Source organism: Desulfogranum aggregans, assembly GCF_055398265.1.
This window is the reverse complement of sequence record NZ_AP042447.1, coordinates 3,055,372-3,077,377: the sequence shown is the minus strand read 5'-3', so window position 1 is coordinate 3,077,377 and position 22,006 is coordinate 3,055,372. Positions and strand designations below refer to the sequence as shown.

Sequence of the window (22,006 nt, the reverse complement as noted above, 5' to 3'; positions counted from 1 at the left end):
GCTGTTCATTTAATTGCAGTATTATCTCTTACCAACAAAGAGATAATAAAAATCAGGCTCAGAGTCGTCACTGATTCAGGTATTTCTTTACGGGAGAATCTTCATCAGTGTTGGATAAGGCACAAGTTGTTCTGGGATGGCTGCCTGCCATAGTCTAGCATGGCTCATGAAAGGGTAACGTAGCAAAATTGATGGCAATTTGGGTGATAGGGCAGAGAGGGGCGAGCGAGACCATAGATCCACTGATAGCCTCTTTGAATTCGTTCATGCTACCCAGCTGGCTCTGCCTCAATACATCTTTTTGCTTTCTGTAAAATGGTAAAAAATCCGATAATAAAAAAAGCTTCGGCAAATACTTTTAGGGAGTCTTCGGCGAAAGTCATCCAGAGATCGAGAGTTTTGGCGTGCTCATGGTGAAAGATAAGAGGAAGAATGTCATTTCTGTTGATGAGCATGTCGACCAGGACCATAATAAAAAAAATAACAAAGCCGAAAATAAAAAATGGATAAGCTTCTTTGTAACTTTTGAGTTCATCTCGAAAAGAAAAAAGTACTCCTATGCCTATCATCCCGTATAAGCATACGAGAAAATCGTCAATTCGATCGGAAAGGGCTGTCTCTTGTATGTTGAAGAGTTGATGGATGAGGATGTCGATATTTTCATGGATCAAAAATAGATCGTCAGCTGCTAGAAAAAGATATCCAATCGAAATAATCAGCCAGACAACAGCAGAGTTCTTCCAGAGAGAATACTTTCCCTTTATTCGACGGGTATTGAATATATTGCAAGATAACCAGGCGATCACCACTAATTGAATAACAGACAGTTTGGTAATGATGCCGTCTTCAGAGAAAATGTCTATACCGGAAAAGCTGTAGATGATAATCCCCGCACTAATAGCAAATACATTTAATGAGAGAACAAAGAGAAAAACAAACCGAAAAGTCATACTTCCTGCCCCATATCCGCCAAAAAGAGAATAGCGTACAAATACATTCAGTTATATAAACACAAAAGAAGAAGAATTGTAAAGGACTTGATCTGGTAAAGTAATTGAAAAATCAATACTTTTTTCGACTATTCTTTGTAGCCTCTTTACCCATTGAGCATGATGAATATTTTTCGTGTAAAGGGTAACTGGCGACAAGTCTCTTTTTTTGTCCCTGAAACTCTCCAGTAAAGTTTGTGGGGCAGCTGTGGATGTGCATTGGCGAAAATTAATCATCGAGGTTCTGTATGCAAAAGATGTCTTTATTGAGCGTATTGCTCGTCATCGTCCTTGGCATAGGGTTGGCTCCTGTTAATGCAGCGGAGCGTACCCCCATTCTCCTGGGAACTGCCACCCCTGGTGGAGGGTTTGAGCTCTATGGCAGCGTGCTTGCTGAGGTTGTTAATGCAACGGATACGACACTCAATATTTTGGCTCGAAATACCCGCGGCAGTCGTCAGAATATTCCTCTGCTGGAGCAAGGAACATTGGATATCGGATTAGTTGCAAGCCTTCCGGCCCGAGAAGCTTTTGAGGGCATTAACCGTGACACGGTTACCTCGATTAAGATAATAACAGCCATCTATCCCACTTTTGGTGCGTTCGCTGTTAAAGGTGACAGTCCGGCGAGGACTTTTTCTGACCTTATAGGAAAAAAGGTCGCCTGGGGAACCAGGTCATCGGGTTTGACCTTGCTTGCTCAATATGTGACTGAGGCGCTAACACTTGATAGAGAAAAAGATTTTCAAGCTGTTTATCTGGAACGCGCCGGGCATGGTGCGCCCATGGTTCTCAATGGTGAGGTTGCAGCGCAATGGGGTGGGGGCGTTGGTTGGCCTAATTTTACCAGAATTATGGAGGCTGGCGGCCGACTTGTGGGGCTCAGTGCTGAGCAGATCACCACTATCAATACGAAATATCCCTTTTTGCACCCTCTGATAATACCGGCGCAATCATACCCTGGGCAAGTGGAGCCTCTACACACTATCGGTTCCTTCAGCTTCTTGCTGGCCCGCGCGGATCTCTCCGATGAGCTGGCCTATCGCTTGGCAAAAGCGATCCACCAGGGACAGCCAAAGCTGGCTGCCCGTTTGGTTCAGGGGAGGGATACCTTACCGGAAAACACATTACAGGCAGCCGGTGAGGTGGATCGCATTCACCCAGGGGTCCGACGCTACCTCCGAGAGATAGGTCTGTTGGAGGATATATCGAGTGCCGAGTGACAGAAGTGTAGCGTTGCCTCATTGTTTTGGTTCTGAAGACCAGTGCCGACAGGAGCGTTACCACCACTACCGTGCCCAGAATGATTGTCAGGCGGGTGACTGGCTGTCCATTAGCTGCATAGAGTTGGAAATAGACAGTGAGCGTTCGAAGCCACTCGGTGGCGTACACGAGCAGAACAACAGTCAACAACCGCGGTATCCAGGGCTTTTTCATGAGCAGCAGGAGCAACAGAAGAAGGCATGAGCCTGCGAGGTAGGTCAACCCGTAACGATACAGGTGAGCAGCCATCAAAAGAGAGCTTATGAATAATGGCACCCAAGTGAAAATGATCATTTACTACTCTCCCTGTTGTCTTGAGCAATTTTATGGCTCTGGTTCACAGTTGGCTTGGTGGGCTGTTTACGTTTTCCTGAGGCCCCTGCCGATACTACCAGCCATCCAGATCAATAGCCAACCCCGGCAGAAGAGACATTGGCGGGATCAAAGGCGTGACAGGGCGTGACCGCATGTACACCGCCGCATTGGGGGCAGTGTGCCTCATAGGTCTCCATCTCAAAAGGGTGCTCGCATGTACCGCAGGTTATCAAAAGCGGTACCGGTGTCGGTTGTTCTGCAAAGCCCATCATTCGTACCTTGTCAACTACCTGCTGTCCGTTCTCAAAATTTCCGCTGCATCCGTCGTGCATGTTGTTCTCCGGTGAAAAATATCAGTGTTAAAAAGAAAAATGTTCCAGGGACTCACCCTGTCTGAGCATCTGGCGCATGGACTGCACCTTGCGGTCCAGGGCTTCAATATTCGATAAAATGGCCCGTTCACGGTCATCGGTATCGATAACTTTGTGAATGCCGCCGTTTTTTATGACGATACGCCTGTCTCCCATGAGCGCGAGCATGGGGTCGTGTGTGGCCATAAGGACGATTTTGTCTTCGTTGAGCAGTAGTCGCAGTGCTTTTTTACGATCGATACCTGCATTCTCTATCTCATCAATCAGAACGATGGGAGACCTGCTGAGGATGGCGGTGTCGGCAATCATGAGCGCGCGGGACTGGCCGCCGGAAAGGGAGGTGATGGCGGTGTCTGGTGTAAACTGTTCACCGGCCAGCTCATTGGCCTCATGTATGATGTTTTTTACAACCTTGTCCGCATTATTCACCATGCGACTGTCTGCATGAAGCCGGACAAACTCTTCGACCGTGAGGTCCATTACAAAATTCATGTTCTGGGAGAGCTGGGCAACGAGTTTGTCCGAGGAGCTGAAGCGCCATTTCGGGTCCGGTTCATTGCCATTCACCAGTACCTGTCTGCCGGTTGGTGTATCTTTTTGTGCCATCCACTCAATATCTGCCAGCAGCCGGCTTTTGCCAGATCCGGTGGGCCCGACAATGCAGACGATCTCACCGCGCTTGAAGGTGAGTTGCGCAAACTGCTCTGGCGTACCGCTTTTGTCGGTACCCGGATAGAGCGTCACCTCAGATACTGAGCGATCCGCTTCTCCGCCTAAAAATTGCAGCATCTGCTCGATGTAGCTGACCAGGCCGGCGGTGACAGCCTGCGGATCAATTGCCTTGTCTTCCACTTCATCGGGGTCGAGGCCGGCGAGCAAGGCCGGTATGGTTATGGTCTCGTCTCCGGACAGGTGCAAACCCTGGCCGGCAAGGTATCCGTTCAGGAACGGATAGCGTCCGAACAGGTCTTTAATCCTCAATGCCTCAATTTCTTGGTGTATCTGGTTCACAGTTACTCACCTTTATTTGGTATCAGGTGTTCAGGTTGATCTTGCGTACGTTACCCATCTGGTATTCATCTCCAATCCGTGTCTCACCAAGGCAATAGGAGCAGAGCGCGGACGGCATGGGGAAACGGAGTTGTTTCCCTTTTACGGTGTCTACGTGATCCGCCTCATCATAGATAAGCGTTCCCAGCTCAAAAGCCCCTTGACCGGTGAGGCCGTTGACATGCAGGATTGTTGCCTTTGGGTTGACCGAATTGACTCGGCTGGCAAATACTTCACGTTCAGCCTGGGAAACAATGTCTCCCTTAGTGATAACGACGACATCCGCACTTTTCAGCATCGGACCGATCTTTTTCGGCGTGTTGATGCCGCTGAGGTTATCGATGACGCAGACCGCCCCGATTTCTTTTATGTAGGGTGAACAGCGATTGCACAGGCCTGCAGATTCACTGAATAACAGGTCGAAGCCTTGCGTCAGTCCCCACTGGGTTACCTCTTCAATGTTGGACACAAAGTAATGGTCCGGGCATAAAGCACCTGAAAGTCCTTTTCGTACAGGTATACCTGCCTTTACATACAGCAGGTCATCGTCGGTGGTCAGGCAGTCGAATTTGACTACCCCGACCTTGACACCTTTTTTTTTCAACGCGTCAGCCGTTTTCAGGATAACAGCAGTTTTTCCTGACGAAGGCGGGCCGGATACTGTTACCAGGTTCATGCGAGACCTCCTTTGAAGGAAGCTGAAAACAGTTCTTCACAACGCGCTATCTCCCTGGAGAGGTCGGTCCGCAAGATCTTGTCCCAGCCGAGCCACATCATGGGAGTGATATCGGCAAGCTTGTTGTCCACCTCGGGATGGAGTGAGGGGAAGAGGCCTTGGTGCGATAAGGTTTCCCCCACAGATTTGGAGGCGAAGAAGTCGACCACTGGCTGCAGCTCTTTGGCCCGCTTCTTCTTGGCAAGCATGAAAATAGGGCTTACGATTGCGCCGTCTTCAGGCCAGATCGCTTTCATGGTGCCGCCAGGTTGCACCGTCTTGGTGAAAAAATAAGGCATGATGGTAACTGCTGGCCGTTGCTGCTTGAGTCGGTTACTCTTTATCATTTGCGCCGGGTGCATCGCCTGCAGCATGGATCGTCCAAGTTTTTCAACCCCCTCATCGCCATATCGATCATGGATGTTGAGCAGGATCGCATTGAACAGGTCAAAGTCAGAGACTGGTAGAGAGACGGATTGTTCCCATTCCGGCTTGAGAATATCTTCCCACGAACGTGGAATTTCCCTCCCATGCAGCTCATTGGTATTGACCAGGAAGACGGCAAGCACAACCGAAATTATCGAGTAGTTATGGGAGGGATCCTGGAGACCACGTCCCTTGAACAGGGAGTTGTTCTGATCATAATTCACCAGGTCGGTAAACACGCCCTGCTGACGAAAACGACCGATCTTCTTGGCATCAAAAAAGAGGTCAAAACCTGCTGACATAAAAAGATCAGGCAGTTGTTCCGGGCCGGTTACCCCTTCCAGGTTTTCAGCAACCCAGTCGATACCCACGCTGGCAGCCTTGAGCTCCGTATTCACGCCGCTCAACCCTGTCTCTTCCACAAAGGTGGCGTACTGCTCCAAAAGTGGGATTCGGACAGGGCATGGGAGTAAACCGACGACGTTCAATCCTTTCTGGTCCTTTTCACCGTCTCGGGCAAGCGTAGCATCGGAGGTGTTTCGTTCCGAGTCAATCACTTCGTCCAGAAGGGCCATGAAAGTTTTCGGATTGCGATTTTTCATCTGCAGCGCAGTTTCAAAGGTTATCATTTTACCGAAGACTTCTCGCTGGGCCTCATCTTCCATCTGCGGGAAACCGTTGGTCGCGAAAACTGCAATCGTTTCCGGATATCGCTCTGCAATCGAGTACAGGGTGTCGGTGATCTGAAATTTTTCTGCCATTGTTTACTCCACAAATGATTGGCTGGTACCAGCTGTTACAAGCGATTTTCAACACAGTCGAAGGAGAGTGCAAATACTCTGGCTCCTGTTGAGGAGGCGATCACTTCGTCCAGCTGTAATGCATGGCTCCACTATACAGCGGCTGATGAATTTGAAATTGATCCACGTCAAAAGAGCGCAAAAAAAGCAAGGATGTATTGGTGAGTACAAATGCAGGGCTATGTCAGCATTGCTCGGAAGGGATTCATACTTGATCTGGATCAAGGAGAACTCAGCAAGAGATTGGACGCTGAGGTGAAGTTGAAGCGGGGCGAAGGAAAAACGCCGGCCTGACGAACAGGGATCGCCTATTCTGTATCCGTGGCAACGGCAATAGCGGTAATGCATGGGACAAAGACACTTCATCCACCTGGTGGTGCTACCGCTTTGATTGCGGTTATCGGATCAACGAAAATAGATGATTTAGGATATCTTTATGTCATATTGCCAGTGGGCATCGGGGCGTTACTTATGTTGGTTATTGCGGTACTCATCAATAATATTCAAAGCAACAGAAGCTATCCAGAGTTTTGGCTCTAGAGAGACGTAGCGTTATTTCTGAGCGGTGTCATCATTGGGACACAGGGGCTGCAGCTTTCGCCTGGATCGGCGGCAACGTTTACTGCAGTAGCGTACCTCCTGCCAGCAATTGCGCCATTTTTTTCGCCAGCTAAATGGCCGCAGGCACACCGGGCATATTTTTTCACGCTCTTTCATCAGTTTAATAGTATTCTAACAGAGCTATGACGTCATTCCTGTTGCCTCTTTCTCTCCAAGTGGAATCTAAGTACGATGTGTACAAGAGAAAATGGCAGCAGTAAAAATATATGCAAAGATAGAGGGGGCACCAATGGCGAAGACACTCCGTCTCCTGCTTGGAGATCAACTCAATAGCAAACACTCCTGGTTCGCCTCCAGAGATGATTCAGTCACCTATCTGATGGTGGAACTACGGCAGGAACTGACTTATGTAACTCATCACATTCAAAAGGTGGTAGCGTACTGTTCCAGCATGAGAAACTTTGCCAGGTGGCTTCGATCCTGCGGACATCAGGTGCATTATGTCTTCATGGACGACAGGAAGAGTGAAGATACACTTGCTGAAGTGATCATCACAGCCATTGAACAGAACGGCTTTGCATGCTTTGAATATCTCCTGCCCGATGAGTATCGGCTCGATAACCAGTTAGAGGAACTGTGTAAACAGCTTGACGTTCCCTGGCGCAGTTACGATACCGAACATTTTCTCACTGAACGAGAAACCCTGGCAACATTCTTTGGTACCAAAAAGTACCTGATGGAAACCTTTTACCGACATATACGTCGACAAAACGGCTGGTTGATGGAAAGTGCTGAACCAGAGGGCGGGCGCTGGAACTATGATAAGGAAAATAGAAAAAAACTGCCGAAAAACAAAGAGGTCATTACCCCCAAGGAGTTCAGCCATAACGTTGCTGCACTTGTCGAGGGGATAAACAAAGCAGGCATAAAAACCATTGGTGCCATAGATCCAGACCGTTTTATTTGGCCAACGCAACGGTCAGAATGTTTGGAATTGCTGGAGTTTTTCTTTGAAAATTGCCTGAAGGATTTCGGGAAATACCAGGATGCCATGCATACGGACTACTGGTCATTATTTCACTCCCGGATCTCCTTTGCCTTGAATACGAAAATGCTCGATCCACGGGAGGTTGTGGACAATGCCATAGGGTATTACCGGCGGCAGGCGGATATCAGTATTGCTGCCGTAGAAGGTTTTATTCGGCAAATCATTGGCTGGCGGGAATTTATGAGAGGGGTCTACTGGGCTCAAATGCCCGCATATGCCAAAGAAAACAGACTCCAGCATGACAGGCCGCTTCCTGCTTTTTTCTGGACCGGTCGCACTAAAATGGCATGCCTCAAGCACGCGATCGACCAATCACTTGAAAAAGCCTATGCCCACCATATTCAGCGGCTCATGGTCACCGGGAATTTTGCCTTATTGGCAGGGGTCCACCCCGATGCTGTTGATCAGTGGTATCTTGGCATCTATATCGATGCGATTGAATGGGTTGAGATCACCAATACGAGGGGTATGAGCCAGTTTGCTGATGGCGGTATCATTGCCACCAAGCCGTATATCTCTTCAGCAAACTACATCAACACAATGAGCAACTACTGTGCTTCCTGTTTTTACAACAATAAAGAGAGAACTGAAAACAATCCCTGCCCTTTTAACGCTCTTTACTGGAATTTTCTTCTTCGCCATCAAGAACGGTTCGAGTCCAATCATCGGATGAAGATGATGTACAGCAAACTCCACCAGATGACCAGTGACCAGAAAAAGCGTATTGTCAGGCAGGCTGAAAGCTATCTGCGCAACATGGACCATCTGTAGAATCCCGGATATCGGATGTGGACAGTATGCATGCATCCCAGTGGCTGAAATCTTCCAGGTGCATCGTCATTACAGGAGGGGCAAGTGAAAAAAACGAATCGAATTATCTGGCATTGGAAACACTTTGACCTCCATGCCCCGCTGGAGGAACTCCGCAGAATCCATGGCCAGAACGTTCAACTCTCAGGCCTTCTCACCCTTGATTCCTCGGGGTGCCCGGAGGAGCTGGGCAATAGTTTTCTTGGTGTTCCTCGAATGTCTCAGCACCGTTTAAATCATTACCAGAGGTGTATTGCACTCCTGCATGAGCAGTACAAAGAGCACGATTATGAACTCACGACCAGTGCTGAAGGCATCGAACGCTATGTGGCCAGGCTTGAAGCGCTGCCTGGAAAAGCTGAAATCTGGTATTACCCTCATATCGGGAGTGAAGAACTCGGTTTTATGGCAGCCGTTAAGCGGAGAACATCCGCCGACGTAGCATGGAAAAAGTTTCGCCCCAATACCCTTCTTGCCCCAGAAGAACTGCCGTTTGCATTGGCTTCGCTTCCTCAGACATTCAGTCAATTCAGAAAGGAAATTGAGAGGAAACCTTACGCATTCTATAATTTTGCAGGAGGGTATCAAAGGCTGTCCCCAACCGGATCCGAAGCCAGGAAGCGCGTTGAGCACTACATCTTCAGAGATAAACAGATCCTTACGTACAAACAGACGAGAAACGGGCTTGGTCAAGGAGACTATTCAAGCAGGCTCTCTCCATGGCTGGCTGTGCACGCCATACAGGCTGGAGAGATTGGATCTGCAATCCTGGATTTTGAGCAGCGATACTCGAAAAACGAATCAACCTACTGGTTGCTGTTCGAGCTGCTGTGGCGCGATTATTTTTATTTTCTCCATGCAAAACATGGAGTGAATTTCTTCAGGCCACGCGGCACGAAAGGCATACGGAGCCCGGGACTCCATGACACCGTACATTGGAAATTTCCAGGCAGCAGCCAGCCGATGACGTTTCAAACGGCTGATCGCGATATTCTTTTGCGTCACTGGGAAAATTTCAGGGCATGGGCACGTGGTACAACCGGAGAACGCTTTGTGGATGTAATTATGCGAGAGCTTTTCTTTACCGGTGCCATCAGCAATAGAGCCAGGCAGTGTGCGGCAAGTTATCTCATCCACGACCTCCACGTCCCCTGGTGGTGGGGCGCCCAGTGGTTCGAGTATTTACTGGTGGATTACGATGTGTCGTCCAACTGGGGCAACTGGGCCTATCTGGCAGGTGTGGGGGCTGATCCCCGTCCATCGCGCAAATTCAACATGCAGCTTCAGGCCCGGAAATACGATCCTGACGGTGCGTACAGAACTTGGGGAATGGAGCAGCGCTGGGACGTGCCCGAGGAGGCGCTGCCGGTATCCTTGCCGAATTGACCCTATGGATGGTGCCGCAGTTGTCTTTGCATTCCCGTCAGGGATATTGATGAAAACGGAGAGTGAGGAGGGAGAGAGGAGATACCCCAGGCAACTGTTTCCCCAGAGAAAGAGACAGCTTACCGGTCCGAAATAATGGCAGAGGAATGTGCTGTCAGGGCCAACGTGCGCTACAGTGCAATGCCGGGTGTTAAGATGAGAGCAACCTTCTGTAGACCGCAAAATAGTGGGGCACAGGCGGATTTTGATCATCGTTGTAACTGAGAAATGCAGTTTCTGTTAACCCTGCACGCACAAAGCCTTCAATTTCCTCCCGGTCCAGCGGAATCGGAAATGCATCTGGATCATCCGTTTTCAGTCGGCTGCGGCAGGAAACGATCAGGTGCCCCTCAGGAGCAACCAGGCCTGTGATGGCCTGGATGGCACGTTGGCGATTGACACCGGTCAGAATCTGCACTGTGTTGCATTCATAGACCAGGTCAAAGGAGTGGCGCCAATGGGTCGGAGGGCGAAAAAGGTCTGCAACCTGATAATCAACCAGGCTCTCCGGAAAACGCTGCATGCACATCTCTATGGCCGAGCCGGCAATATCAAACGCCGTGACCTGGTATCCTGTTGCTGCCAATGCCTCTGCATCATCTCCCAGTCCGCAACCGACGATGACGGCCTTGTATCCGGTCGAACGCCTATTGGCCTCTACCCAGTCAAGCAAGAGGGGGTTAGGCTTGAGATCTGCCCAATATACCTTGGTAATATCGCCCCCGGCACGCGTATAGAATTCTTCAAACCATCCGTCCGGATCACCTCGATCGGCATACAGGCGTGCAAGCTGCTGTGTCGCCTCTTTTGTGTGCTGCATAGAATCATCTCCACTGTTGAATCATGCGCCCGTGGGGGGCATGTTCCGGTTGAGCCTGAACATGCTGCCCTTACAGTCCACTCCCACTCCCTCAACTCCGGTAATCGTTTCAGATTCCATGTTCCTGTAATCCCTGTTCTCAGAGGAGAATCGAAACGACCGAGGTGGGTGGGTAAGCACACGTGGCTCAAAGTAAAAAGCCGGGTTACCACTCAAGATGGCAGCCCGGCTGTCTTGTAAAGACCCGTGGTTTTCCGCCCCTACTTCGCAATAGGTTTGGTTTTCGAACGTCTGAGTATGTCGGACTACTGAATCATAGGAAAACGTTATGCCACCATGTGGTTGGTGTCAACCTCACGGCACCACCGATCCTTCCACCGACCTACAGCTGGATCATTTTTTATTCGTTTATGGAGTCAATCAACTCTTCCTGGAATGCTTCATCCTGGATCAGCTTCAAGGCGATTGCCCTGCAAATTTCAGCCGGCAAACTGTTCGTGTCAGAAGAACCGACATCCACAGAGACCTCTCCTGCATCATCAATGGTCAGGATCAACGCTGCCTGATTTTCGGTGAGCTCTAATTCCATACACTCCCTCCTGTGAATAGTTTTTTTCATCTTCTGCTGAGGCGCACGCTCTTTGTCAATGCTGTTTGCCGGTTTTTTGGTCTCACCGCCAAGATTTGCTCGCCAACGATCTTGCGGTTAGACCAGTGGGCATCCGCTCCTCTCTGGTGCACAGCTTAATCTGTGTTGCTCAGTGAGCACCAACGAACAGACAGGGTATGTAACCTGGCTCCGAGCAGTCATGGGGTCAGGTCTTCATCAATGTAGCGTCGGATATATCGTTGACCGTTGATGGCGGAACTGGCAATCCACACGATGAGGAAAAGGGCGAGGCTCAGAGTGAGCGGCATTGCCCTCGGGATAAGCCAGGTCGCAGGCAGGAGAACCGCCAACACAATCGCCATGTATTGCAGGGCCCGTTTTTTTGACTGGTGTATGATTTCCCTCGCTGCTTTCGGGGTATCGATACCGTTGTTACGCATGGTTTCACGCATGGATTCGTAGCCCTGCTGATGCCGGCTTTCCATACGACCAAAGGGGTCGTTGAATTTCATGACAATATCTCTTGAGGGGACACTGGAAAATATACTCTCTCTTTGAAGCAGTAATACATTCTTTCCCGCCAGACCATACTCTGTGATGTTTTTTTTGGTTGCCGCTGTCACGAGGCATAGGCCGCATTTTGCTTTTACCGGCGTCGGCCAATGGGGGCCGGCGAAAGCGCGGCCTTTTTCGGTTGTGGCGCGTGATTGGCCAAAAATACGGCAAAGAGGACAATTCCGGCACCACAGAACTGCACCACGGTTAATGACTCACCGAGCAGCAGCCACGCACCACAGGCGGTAACCACCGGCATAGCATTGATACAAACCGATGCTCTGGCCGCAGGAATTTTGGTAAGGGCATAATTATAACAGAGAAATGCACCGATAGTGGCAAACAGGGTCAGCCCGACCAGGGCCAGCAAGGCTTCGCTGGTCACCGCCTTTGGGTTGAATCTCGGCAAATCATAAAGAAAGGCCGGGAAAAAGAGTATTGCCCCAAAAATGATCTGCATGCCGGTAATCTGTCGTGAAGGTATGCTCGCTCCTAAACGTCTGGCCATGATCATGTATGCCGAGGCGGACAGTACGGCGCCGAAGACCAGCAGGTCTCCGATCAGCATACCCTCCAGTTCTGCCTGCCCGGCGCTGCCGAACACCAGCAATCCTACCCCGGCAAGAGAGAGCATAATGCCAAGCAGGTTGATAGCCCTAACGCGCTCCTTCAGCAACAACGCGGAAAGCGACAGCACCACTACTGGTATGGTGGCAATAATCAGCGAAGTCTTGGTCGCCGAGGTATACTGCAGGCCAATGGTCTCGAAGGTGAAGTAGAGGCCTGGTTGCATCACCGCCAACAGCATCAGGGAGTAGACTTCCTTTTTTGTAAGCGGTTGAAAGCCGGTTCGCCAGAACAGGAACAGGAAAAAAAACGATGCTGTGAAAAAACGGAAAAAGATGAGGCAAAAAGGGGTGAAGCTCTGGAGGGCGACCTTGGTGGCTACAAAGGAAAGGCCCCAGAAGAGCACCGCCAGCAGGAGAGCGATATAGGTTAAAAGAGGGTTTTCTGTTTGCATCGTGTACCGGGTGTTGCTGTGGGGAGAGGGTATGGGAAATCGGTTGATACGGTTTGCATTCGGCATCTTACTCAATTTGCACAAGAAAAACCCGTGTGGAATGCAGGAAATACCTGGTGTATGGTGTTGGGCATTTGTTCAGGAGGACGGGAAGGAACGCATTTGCGTTATGGGTGAATCGTCATGGACTCACTTCAGTGGCAAAACTGATGAATGCTGTTTTTTTCGGGCACAAGGCGCAGAGCTGTCTATAGTATAGCCCACAAAGGTGGAGAGCGATGTACACCACACCAACCATAGTGTAGGGTTTTCTGTTGGAGGCTGCCGGTCAGGAAATCTTCAACAGCTCAAGCCAGCAATCAACGTTCTACCGATACGGAGAAGCGACATGGAAAGCATGATGCAGGCAGTACTGGCAAAAAGTGGAAGCAGCGCAGCAGACAACGACGCCTTTCGTCTGGAGACGATACCGGTTGCTGAGCCGGAAAAGAGGGACCTCCTGGTCCGCGTAGTGGCTGTTGGCATGAATCCAGTGGATACCAAGGTTCGCCAACGGACAGAAGAGGACCGGGTGCTTGGCTGGGATGTCTGCGGGGTTGTTGAGCGGACAGGGGAAGGCGTGACCGGATTTTCAGCCGGCGATAGGGTCTATTATGCAGGTGACCTCACCCGGCCTGGGTGCAACAGCGAGTATCACCTGGTGGATTACCGCATAGCGGCAAAGGCCCCGGTTACCCTCTCCCCGGAAGATGCGGCAGCCATGCCGCTCACCTCCATTACCGCCTGGGAAGGCCTGTTTGAGCGGCTTGGTTTTATCGCCCGGGCCAGTGCCAACACAGGCAAAAGTGTGCTGATCATCGGCGGTGCCGGGGGAGTGGGGTCAGTGGCTATTCAGCTGGCCCGCTGGGCCGGGTTGAAGGTGCTGGCAACTGCCTCCAGGCCGGAAACCGTTGAGTGGTGCAGCAAGCTGGGTGCTGATACGGTGCTCAACCACCGGAACAATCTGGACGAAGAGCTGAAGGCTGCAGGGGAAAGCGGGGTGGATGCCATCTTCTGCACCACCCATATGGAGCGTCACTGGGCCGCCATGGCCGAATGCATTCGTCCCCAGGGCCGTATCGTTTTGATTGATGACCCCGCCGAATCGCTGGACCTCACCATCTTTAAATTCAAGAGCGTGTCCATTGCCTGGGAATTTATGTACACCCGGTCCATGTTCCAGACCGAGGACATGGCCGAGCAGGGAAAATTGCTTGCCGCTGTGGCCGAGCTGCTGGACGACGGCACCCTGGTTGCCACCAGGCAGGAGACTCTCACCGGCCTGACAGTGGAGAATATCCAGGCCATGCACATCCGCCAGGAGAGCGGTGCCATGATGGGTAAGCAGGTGCTTGTGCTGTAGCCCTGTCTCAGTACACTTATTCCTTTTTTCCGGCTTATTCCATTCGCTTTATTTACCCTACAGTGCGGGGATTGCAGCGTTACGTACATCTGAGATTAATTCCTTGTTCGATAACAAGCACAACCCAGCCCCCATCATGCAAGAGAAACAAGCAGGGGGCATCATATACCTCAACAGATATGAACAAGCTGAAACTGGTTGAGAAGAGTCAAAATGGGGGAGATGAGGATAACGCTGTATCGAACCGGCATGTTCAGGTATATTTCTTCAAAACTACTCTTTGCCCTGTAGGCGGGAAGCGAATACAGCGCTGCGGGGAGGGCAAGGTATGAACGTGGAAATCCTTTGAGGAGCTACATAGAATGACACCGGAAATACTCCAGGTTCTCGGCATTCTTCTTGTCGTCATCGTTGTTTTGATAACCGAAGTTATGCCGCTTGAGGTGTTGGCCCTGTTGGTGCTGGGGGTGCTGGCTGTTGCCGGTTTGGTGACGCCCACCGAGGCCCTGGCCGGGTTCAGCAATCCTGCGGTGGTCACCATCTGGGCAGTATTTATTCTCAGCGGCGGGCTGACCCGTACCGGTATTGCCAATATTCTTGGGCGGAATCTGCTCAAGATTGCGGGAACCGGAGACGCACGGTTGATTCTCCTGATCATGGTCATTGCCGGGGGATTGTCCGCCTTTATGAATAATGTGGCCGTGGCCGCGCTTATGTTGCCGGTGGTCATGGATATTGCGCGCAAGACCCGTAAATCCCCCTCCATTTTACTCATGCCACTGGCGTATGGTTCCCTGCTCGGCGGACTGACCACCATGATCGGCACGCCTCCCAATATCCTGGTCAGTGAAGCGCTCCGCACCAATGGACTGGTGCCGTTCGGTCTGTTTGATTTTACACCGGTAGGGGTGATTGTCATGGCCGTCGGCATGCTCTTTGTGACCTTTGTCGGCACGCGTTTTCTTCCCAAGCAGGCAGCGTTTGCCTCTGAACACGATGACGAAAAGCAGGTCATGCACCAGTATCGCATCCAGGAGCGGCTATTCAGGGTGCATATTCCCCAAAAATCAGCCCTGGTTGGCCATACATTGGCTTCGAGTCATCTCGGCTCCAGGCTTGGTCTCAATGTGATCGGCATCAGCCGAGGGCGCCAGACCCTGCTCGCACCAAGCTCTGCGGAAAAAATACTCTCAGGTGATGAGTTGATTGTTGAAGGCCGTCTTGACCGGATCCTGGAAATGAATAATTGGGGGCAGCTGCTGTCTGAAAAGACACTCCAGGATGAGAGTGTATTGCATGGGTACGGGATGCAGGTGGCTGAGGTCCAGCTTTCAGCCAACTGTTCATGGGTAGGTAAAACACTCTCTGAGTTGGGATTTCGTAATCTATATGGACTCAATGTCCTGGAAATTGTGCGAACAGAGCAAAAAATAAGCATGAATGTCAAATCCCGCAGATTGGCCCCCGGGGATGTGCTGGTTGTGCACGGCCCCATCGGCAGTATCGGTCAGCTGGCAGAGGTGGAGGGCATCATGCCGCCGGTTGTGCTTGATGATGAGGAGGTGAAGAGGAAGTATGAAAAAGAAAAGAGGATTCGTCTCTTTACGATTCCCAATGGTTCGCGATTGCTCGGGATGACCGTTACCGAGAGTTGTCTCGGCGATGCGCTTGATGTGCAGATATTGGTGATCATCAGGGAAAACAATAGCGCTGTGGTTCCTTCCTCCAATGTGATGTTTGAACCGGGTGATCGGCTGGTGGTTTCCGGGATGTCGGACCTGGTGGGTATCATGCTCATGCAGGGGCTGGAAGCGGTTTTTGACAAAGAACAGGAGCTGGTGGAGGACCCATCAATCCTCCAGACCGATACGGTAGGCATGGTGGAGGTGATCCTTTCGCCCCACTCCGCCCTTGTAGGACAAACCCTGCAGGATATCCGATTCCGGGAAAAGTTTGGACTGACCGTGTTGGCCATCTGGCGGAAGGGAAAGGTCATCCGTACCGGGCTGCGCGATCTCCAGCTTCAACTTGGGGATGCGCTCCTGTTGTATGGGGAGTGGAAAAAACTGGCGGTCCTCGGACGGGAGCCTGACTTTGTAGTTTTGACCGAAAAAATGCAGGAACCGGCGCTGGAGGAGAAAGCCAAGACAGCGCTTGCCATCATGGCAGCAGTGCTGCTGCCGGTCTTTTTCGGTTGGGTGCCGATATATATCGCGGTCGTCATCGGGGCAGCGTTTATGGTGTTGACCAAGTGCCTGACCATGGAAGAGGCCTATCGTAACATCGAGTGGAAAGCGGTCTTCCTGATTGCGGGCATGCTGCCGCTCGGGGTGGCGCTGGATAAAACCGGGGCCGCCTCCCTGGTAGCGGAAAAAGTGATCGCCGTGCTCGGTCCGTTTGGCCCTTACGGAGTACTGTTCGGGCTGCTCAGTATTACCTTTGCCGCCACCAGTATTATACCCACCGCTGCCCTGGTGGTCCTGATGGTGCCTATTGCGCTCGAAACATCTACAGGACTGGGGATCTCTCCCTATCCGCTGATGATGGGCATAGCCATGGCCGCTTCCTCCAGTTTTACCTCGCCCATCTCCCACCCGGCCAATGTGCTGGTCATGGGTCCTGGGGGATATAAATTCATCGATTATATAAAAGTCGGACTGCCGCTGACGCTGGTCATATTGGTCCTGCTGATGATCGTTATTCCGCTTTTCTGGCCGCTCGTCGTGTAGGTCCCCGTGTTTGGACCCTGGCGGGAGAAGATCGGTCCTGCACCTCCCGCGGATTGCTTACCTTACAGACCGTACCATTGCTCTGCGATCTGCTGGTAGAGCCGGGTGGCATTGTCGATATCTTGAACCCGGCAATACTCATTCGTTTGATGGGCGATGGTCGGATCGCCCGGGCCTAAAATGATGGTAGGCGCGCGCCTGTATGCAGCGTGTAGGGGAGGGCCATCGGTAAAAAACGCTACCGTGCGGGGGCGTGGTTTTTCTCCCAGCACAGGGGCCGCAAGTGCATAGACGTCCTGTACCCAAGGAAGATTCGGGTCGGTCCACAAGGAAGATACGTCCACCATTGGCGTTATCTGGGCCTGGTCGCCGAGCAGCCCACCGATTTGCTGGAGAACACCGTCATTGTCCATCCCGGGAATGGTTCTGATATCCACTCCAATCTCGGCGTGGTCCGGTACAGAGTTGACGTTGATGCCGCCATGCAGGTAGCCGATATTGAGGGTGGCTGAGCCCAGGTAGGGGTGGGGGGCGGCATTAAAAGAGAATGCCTGCAGCCGCTGTACCGCCTCGGCAGCCTTATGGACTGCGTTTACCCCCTCATGGGGCATTGCTCCATGAGCCGTTTTACCGCTGAAAGAAATGTTGAGCCATAACGCGCCCTTGTGACCAATCAGCGGGTAGTTGTTTGTCGGTTCGGTGATGATTACTGCCCCGGCCAGGCCGAGGAGGTGGGCATGCTCGGCCAGGTGGTAAGACCCCTGGCAGCCGCTTTCCTCTCCGGCTGCAATCACGAGTATGAGATCGTCATCTGCGGTCAGCTTTTTTTTGAGCGTTCGGGCTGCAGTGACCATGGCGGCTATCCCGCTTTTCATATCGCTGGAGCCACGGCCATAGAGTCTTCCGTCTTTGATCGTCCCGCCAAAAGGGTCGTGCGACCATGGTGCTTTGCCCAGGGGAACGGTATCTATATGCCCGGCAAAGCAAAGTGCGGGTCGCTTGCCTTCGCCAATGCGGGCCACCAGGCTCGGACGATCGGCCGCAAAGGACAACCGGGTGAGGCGGAAACCTTCCTTGCCGAGCAGGTCGGCCAGGAAGGTAATGCAGGCCTCTTCGTTGCTGCCGGGATTGCGGGTGTCAAATCCGATGAGCTGTTGGGCAAGTGCAACGGATGCAGATGTGGGTGTCATACGATATCTGTAGGCGGTTACGTTCAGGAGGTGATGATTTCAAAGTGCGCTTCCGTAGGCTGGCAGAGTTCACCGTTAATCGGTACGATGTCTTGTGGGCAGGCAGACATTGCCACGATGCAGTCCATTTCAGCCCGTAAGATCACGTAATCGCCGGGGCTGGATTCTGGAGGCAGCCATTGGATGGTGTTGTCGGTTGCTGGAGTATTCATCCATAAGTTCAACGGACTGGGACATTCCGGCGCTCTGTATCCGAGGGCGGACATGGCGGCATACATGTTGTCCTGGCAATTGTCGTGATATTCGGTAATGCCCAGCCCGACATAACGGTGAATATCGCAGGCGGCAATAAGGGTATCGTGAACGCCTGGTGAGGTATCTTTTACAAAGGTGAGAATGGGGCGTCGTCGATTGCTCGCCAGGATATCACCCTCTCCGGGAATGACTTTGTTCAGGTAAGCGCGCATGTGTTCCATTGACAGGAACTCGGTGAGATCATGGGTGCTGAACGCCCAGGTGTCGACGATCTGCGAACCATGGGTATTGATGATCTTGATACTCTGGCCTTGCGCAAGGGGTGCTGCCATGCCTTTTCGGGCTGGTATTGTCTGCAGGTTGTTCATCGTTTACTCCTTCAGTGCTGGTTGCTACCCGCGCCTTTCCAGTCGCCGAGAAAGCTCTGGAGTCGCGGGCTTTGAGGTGTATTAAAAATAATTTCAGGCGGTCCGAGTTCCGCTATTTTCCCGCCGTCAAGAAAGGCCACTCGGCTGGCCACCTCCGCGGCAAATCCCATTTCATGGGTAACGACCACCATGGTCATTCCTTCCGCGGCCAAATCCTTCATGACCTCAAGCACGCTACCGACGAGTTCGGGGTCAAGGGCCGAGGTGGGCTCGTCAAAGAGCATTATCTCCGGCTCCATAGCCAGTGCCCGCGCAATGGCCACCCGTTGCTGCTGGCCGCCTGAAAGTGCCAGCGGATAGGCTTCGGCCTTTTCGAGCAGCCCCACTTTTTCGAGCATCCGGCTGCCTTTGCGGAAAGCCTTGTCTCTGCCGAGCAGCTTGACCGAACGCAGCGCCTCGGTCACGTTTTCCAGCACCGTCATGTGCGGCCACAGGTTGAACTGCTGGAAGACCATTCCCAGGCTTTCCCGCATGGCGCGGGTGTGGCTTTCCGGAGCAAGTCGCTGGCTGTCGCCATGTACTGCCTGGTAGCCGATCTGCTCGCCGCCGATCAGTACTTTTCCCTCCTGGTAGACCTCGAGAAAATTAATACAGCGGAGCAGGGTCGATTTTCCTGATCCGGAAGGCCCGATAAAGCAGATCACTTCGGAAGGGTAGATATCCAAATCGATCCCTTTGAGCACTTCAATATCACCGTAGCTCTTGTGAAGGTCCTGGATGGAGATAATGGGTACGGTGTGTTGTGTATGTGGCATGGCTAAAGTACGGGTGTTGTGGGTCTCAGGTAACGGGTAAGCCGACGCTCCACTCTCGCGCCTGCATGTGCGAAGAGTTCTGCCAAGAGCCAGTAAAGCACCCCCAGGATAATAAGCGGCTCTGTGGTGGCAAAGGATTCGTTAATGATTCGGGTAGTGATCTTGGTAAGTTCAGGCACCGTGATGATGGACAGCACCGCCGAGTCTTTCAACAGGGTAATGGACTGGTTGATGGATGGTGGCATGATCAGGACCGCCAGTTGAGGCAGGACTATTTTTCTGAAGGTACGCACCTTGCTGATACCCAGGCTGGCGGCTGCTTCCAGCTGCCCTTTGGGAAATGATTCCAGCCCGCTGCGAAAAATCTCAGCATAGTAGGCAGCGCCATACAGCGACAGTCCTACTATCCCGGCCAGCTCAGGATTCAGCATCAGGCCGAAGTGGGGGGCAACATAATAGAGCAGAAACAGCTGGATCAGGATGGGGGTGCCCCTGAATAATTCAATATAGGTCGTACACAGCCAGCCGATTGGGGGCCACTTTAATCGCCGAAGGAGTGCGATTGCCAGGCCGAGGAGCAGGCCGAGAAGGATCGCTACGGTACAGATCCTGATGGTTACCGCCATCCCGCTGATAATAAGGGGCCAGTAGGTCAAAAAAATATTCATGATTTTACCCTGCAGCCTGCATTTTCCTGCTGAACGCCGAACCGGTTGCCGCAATGGTCATGGTCATCATCAGGTAGATAATTGCTGTCGTCACGTAGATTTCCAGCGGGCGATAAGAAGAGGCGACCAAGGTCTGGCTTACCCGCATGAGTTCGGTAACGGCAATCGCCGAGATGAGCGACGAGTTTTTAAGCAAGATGATAATTTCATTGATCAGTGAAGGCATAACCTTCCGCATGACCTGGGGAATGAGGATTTTGCCGTATATCCGTAAAGGCCTTATCCCCAAAGCGCGGGCAGCTTCAATCTGGCCGGTCGGGATCGAGGCAAACCCTCCGCGGTAAATTTCAGCCTGAAACGCCGTGGTGTTGAGCGACAGGCCGGCGACAGCCGCCACCAGCGGCGGTGTCTCAATCCCCAGTTCCGGCAGGATGTAGTAGACGATCAGCAGCAGTACCAGGATAGGCACGCCGCGAAAGGCGCTGATATATATTCTGGCGCCATAAGCAAGGATGCGTTTGCTGGACAGCCTGGCAAGACAAACCAGGATGCCTCCTGCCATGCCGATGGCGATTGCTGCCAGTGAGACCAGGAGGGTTACAAGCGCTCCGCGCAGGAACACCGGCAGGTTAGTGGTGATAAGGGTCAGGTCAAGGTCCATAGGGCAGCCTCATCATCCCAGGGAACAACGTTCCGCGTTCCCTGGGGATATTGTTACCAGGTGCACTTGATTTACTGGATAGGGGCAGGAAGGGCGTCAGCCGGAACAGGCATGGGAAAACCAAACCACTTAACCTGCAGCTCTTCCATTTTTCCGCTTTCATTGAGCTTGCGCAGGCCGGCATCAAAAAATCCTGCAAGTGATTTGCTCGCCTCGTCTTTTCGTGCAGCCCAGGAGAAATAGACCTTAGGTCCGAAAGGCGGGGTAATAATCCGAAACATGTTGGGGCGCTTTTTTACTGCATCCGCGAGATTGGGAAAGGATTGTGCGACAGCGTCCACCCGGCCAACGGCTAGGTCAGCATATGCTTCATCAAAGGAAACATATTCCTGTATTTTTTTTACCGGTGTCCCCTGAGCGGCAAGTTTTTCGGCAAGGCCCTGCAGCGCTTTTAACTGTGCTGAACCGGTTTGTGAGGCAACCGCCTTGCCTGCAACATCCTCAGGGGTTGTGATGGGAGAAGCCTTTTTCACCAGGAGTGCTACCGTGGCATCGGCAATGGGCAGGCTGAGCGCATACCGATCGGCCCTTTCTTTCGTTGCTGTTACTGAGGTGACGATGAAGTCGAATTTGCCTGCCGCCAGGCCGGGAAGGATTCCCTGCCAAGGAATATCGAGCTGCTTGACCTTCACACCTGGCAAATCTTTTATGATCAATGCCAGCATATCAGCGGAATAGCCGACAATTTTGCCGTTTTCTACAAACTCAAATGGTGGAAAGGCGGCCTCGGTTCCAATGACAAGTTCACCTTTGTTCTTAATCTCTTCCAGCAGATCTGCCTGTGCAGAGGATGTGAGGGGGGCGAACAATATGCAGAGCAGAGTCAACAAAATGAGGTGGAGCGTGGTGGGTTTCATGGGTTTCTTTACCTCCAAGAATATTTATAGAGAGTACGTGATCTTGGAAAAATAAAGCAGGAAGTGTGCCCAAATGCTCAGAGGTGTATTTTGCTACTATAAGATATTGTTTTATAAAAAAATATTTGTTTTTGCTGAGCCAGCACCCTTTGTCTGTAAGTTTACAATGATGTAAAAAACAAAGAGAAATAATTTCTTTTGTGTAAAGTTATGGATGAATCT

The 22,006-nt window shown here is 51.7% G+C and carries 22 protein-coding genes, 1 pseudogene and 1 riboswitch; of the genes and pseudogenes, 7 read left to right on the top strand and 16 right to left on the bottom strand.

The window, feature by feature from the left end; genetic code table 11:
* Positions 1-269: 269 nt before the first annotated feature.
* Complete coding sequence (locus tag ACZ52Z_RS13550; protein WP_464267311.1) at positions 270-950, bottom strand: hypothetical protein; 681 nt, start codon at positions 948-950, stop codon at positions 270-272.
* A gap of 287 nt (positions 951-1,237) precedes the next feature.
* On the opposite strand from ACZ52Z_RS13550, the gene ACZ52Z_RS13545 reads away from it, so the two are divergent.
* Together ACZ52Z_RS13545 and ACZ52Z_RS13540 are read left to right on the top strand one after the other, a co-directional pair.
* On the top strand, positions 1,238-2,212 hold the full coding sequence (locus ACZ52Z_RS13545) for a TAXI family TRAP transporter solute-binding subunit (RefSeq protein ID WP_464267310.1): 975 nt from the start codon (positions 1,238-1,240) through the stop codon (positions 2,210-2,212).
* Positions 2,202-2,456 (top strand): hypothetical protein, encoded by a 255-nt coding sequence (locus ACZ52Z_RS13540; RefSeq protein ID WP_464267309.1) that lies wholly within the window; start codon positions 2,202-2,204, stop codon positions 2,454-2,456. The genes ACZ52Z_RS13545 and ACZ52Z_RS13540 overlap by 11 nt, the downstream gene beginning before the upstream one ends.
* 200 nt (positions 2,457-2,656) lie before the next feature.
* Here ACZ52Z_RS13540 and ACZ52Z_RS13535 read toward each other — a convergent pair whose 3' ends face one another.
* Genes ACZ52Z_RS13535 through ACZ52Z_RS13520 form a run of 4 tightly spaced genes read right to left on the bottom strand, consistent with a single transcriptional unit; the run spans position 2,657 to position 5,890 of the window.
* Positions 2,657-2,899: a hypothetical protein gene (locus ACZ52Z_RS13535; protein WP_464267308.1), complete on the bottom strand. Its 243-nt coding sequence runs from the start codon at positions 2,897-2,899 to the stop codon at positions 2,657-2,659.
* 27 nt (positions 2,900-2,926) lie between these two features.
* Positions 2,927-3,928, bottom strand: a complete 1,002-nt coding sequence (locus ACZ52Z_RS13530; RefSeq protein ID WP_464270795.1) for an ATP-binding cassette domain-containing protein — start codon at positions 3,926-3,928, stop codon at positions 2,927-2,929.
* A gap of 43 nt (positions 3,929-3,971) precedes the next feature.
* Positions 3,972-4,664, bottom strand: a complete 693-nt coding sequence (locus tag ACZ52Z_RS13525) for a GTP-binding protein (RefSeq protein ID WP_464267307.1) — start codon at positions 4,662-4,664, stop codon at positions 3,972-3,974.
* The gene (locus ACZ52Z_RS13520; RefSeq protein WP_464267306.1) at positions 4,661-5,890 is read right to left on the bottom strand and encodes an ABC transporter substrate-binding protein; all 1,230 of its coding nucleotides are present in this window, start codon (positions 5,888-5,890) and stop codon (positions 4,661-4,663) included. The genes ACZ52Z_RS13525 and ACZ52Z_RS13520 overlap by 4 nt, the downstream gene beginning before the upstream one ends.
* A gap of 342 nt (positions 5,891-6,232) precedes the next feature.
* Between ACZ52Z_RS13520 and ACZ52Z_RS13515 the strand changes: the two are divergent.
* Positions 6,233-6,469 (top strand): annotated as a pseudogene (locus tag ACZ52Z_RS13515) (HPP family protein); the annotation flags it as partial.
* Between the two features lie 12 nt (positions 6,470-6,481).
* Here ACZ52Z_RS13515 and ACZ52Z_RS13510 read toward each other — a convergent pair.
* Positions 6,482-6,646: a DUF2256 domain-containing protein gene (locus tag ACZ52Z_RS13510; protein WP_464267305.1), complete on the bottom strand. Its 165-nt coding sequence runs from the start codon at positions 6,644-6,646 to the stop codon at positions 6,482-6,484.
* Positions 6,647-6,779: 133 nt separating this feature from the next.
* On the opposite strand from ACZ52Z_RS13510, the gene ACZ52Z_RS13505 reads away from it, so the two are divergent.
* Both ACZ52Z_RS13505 and ACZ52Z_RS13500 read left to right on the top strand, forming a co-directional pair.
* Positions 6,780-8,309, top strand: a complete 1,530-nt coding sequence (locus tag ACZ52Z_RS13505; protein ID WP_464267304.1) for a cryptochrome/photolyase family protein — start codon at positions 6,780-6,782, stop codon at positions 8,307-8,309.
* An 84-nt stretch (positions 8,310-8,393) separates the two neighbouring features.
* On the top strand, positions 8,394-9,734 hold the full coding sequence (locus tag ACZ52Z_RS13500) for an FAD-binding domain-containing protein (RefSeq protein WP_464267303.1): 1,341 nt from the start codon (positions 8,394-8,396) through the stop codon (positions 9,732-9,734).
* Between the two features lie 190 nt (positions 9,735-9,924).
* On the opposite strand, the gene ACZ52Z_RS13495 is transcribed toward ACZ52Z_RS13500, so the two are convergent.
* From ACZ52Z_RS13495 to ACZ52Z_RS13480, 4 genes are all read right to left on the bottom strand, one after another.
* Positions 9,925-10,593 (bottom strand): class I SAM-dependent methyltransferase, encoded by a 669-nt coding sequence (locus ACZ52Z_RS13495; RefSeq protein ID WP_464267302.1) that lies wholly within the window; start codon positions 10,591-10,593, stop codon positions 9,925-9,927.
* A 216-nt stretch (positions 10,594-10,809) separates the two neighbouring features.
* A riboswitch (cyclic di-GMP riboswitch) is annotated at positions 10,810-10,884 on the bottom strand.
* Positions 10,885-10,993: 109 nt separating this feature from the next.
* A complete protein-coding gene (locus tag ACZ52Z_RS13490) occupies positions 10,994-11,182 on the bottom strand; it encodes a twitching motility protein (RefSeq protein WP_464267301.1) in 189 nt (62 codons plus the stop codon).
* 218 nt (positions 11,183-11,400) lie between these two features.
* Positions 11,401-11,715, bottom strand: coding sequence for a hypothetical protein (locus ACZ52Z_RS13485; RefSeq protein WP_464267300.1), 315 nt, complete (start codon positions 11,713-11,715; stop codon positions 11,401-11,403).
* A 134-nt stretch (positions 11,716-11,849) separates the two neighbouring features.
* Positions 11,850-12,845 (bottom strand): DMT family transporter, encoded by a 996-nt coding sequence (locus ACZ52Z_RS13480; protein ID WP_464267299.1) that lies wholly within the window; start codon positions 12,843-12,845, stop codon positions 11,850-11,852.
* A gap of 322 nt (positions 12,846-13,167) precedes the next feature.
* Between ACZ52Z_RS13480 and ACZ52Z_RS13475 the strand changes: the two genes are divergently transcribed.
* Positions 13,168-14,181 (top strand): zinc-binding alcohol dehydrogenase family protein, encoded by a 1,014-nt coding sequence (locus ACZ52Z_RS13475; protein ID WP_464267298.1) that lies wholly within the window; start codon positions 13,168-13,170, stop codon positions 14,179-14,181.
* Positions 14,182-14,543: 362 nt separating this feature from the next.
* Entirely contained in the window at positions 14,544-16,910 is a 2,367-nt protein-coding gene (locus ACZ52Z_RS13470; RefSeq protein WP_464267297.1) for an SLC13 family permease, read from the top strand.
* A 62-nt stretch (positions 16,911-16,972) separates the two neighbouring features.
* On the opposite strand, the gene ACZ52Z_RS13465 is transcribed toward ACZ52Z_RS13470, so the two are convergent.
* The 6 genes from ACZ52Z_RS13465 to ACZ52Z_RS13440 all read right to left on the bottom strand — a co-directional run bounded on the left by ACZ52Z_RS13465 (position 16,973) and on the right by ACZ52Z_RS13440 (position 21,784).
* Entirely contained in the window at positions 16,973-18,100 is a 1,128-nt protein-coding gene (locus ACZ52Z_RS13465) for a M20 family metallopeptidase (protein ID WP_464267296.1), read from the bottom strand.
* Positions 18,101-18,123: 23 nt separating this feature from the next.
* Positions 18,124-18,723 (bottom strand): DUF1989 domain-containing protein, encoded by a 600-nt coding sequence (locus ACZ52Z_RS13460; protein ID WP_464267295.1) that lies wholly within the window; start codon positions 18,721-18,723, stop codon positions 18,124-18,126.
* 11 nt (positions 18,724-18,734) lie between these two features.
* Positions 18,735-19,538 carry an amino acid ABC transporter ATP-binding protein gene (locus ACZ52Z_RS13455; RefSeq protein WP_464267294.1) on the bottom strand — a complete coding sequence of 268 codons (804 nt, stop codon included), beginning with the start codon at positions 19,536-19,538 and terminating at the stop codon, positions 18,735-18,737.
* A gap of 2 nt (positions 19,539-19,540) precedes the next feature.
* On the bottom strand, positions 19,541-20,206 hold the full coding sequence (locus ACZ52Z_RS13450; protein WP_464267293.1) for an amino acid ABC transporter permease: 666 nt from the start codon (positions 20,204-20,206) through the stop codon (positions 19,541-19,543).
* 4 nt (positions 20,207-20,210) lie between these two features.
* Complete coding sequence (locus tag ACZ52Z_RS13445) at positions 20,211-20,867, bottom strand: amino acid ABC transporter permease (RefSeq protein ID WP_464267292.1); 657 nt, start codon at positions 20,865-20,867, stop codon at positions 20,211-20,213.
* 71 nt (positions 20,868-20,938) lie between these two features.
* Positions 20,939-21,784 (bottom strand): transporter substrate-binding domain-containing protein, encoded by an 846-nt coding sequence (locus tag ACZ52Z_RS13440; RefSeq protein ID WP_464267291.1) that lies wholly within the window; start codon positions 21,782-21,784, stop codon positions 20,939-20,941.
* Positions 21,785-22,006 lie beyond the last annotated feature (222 nt).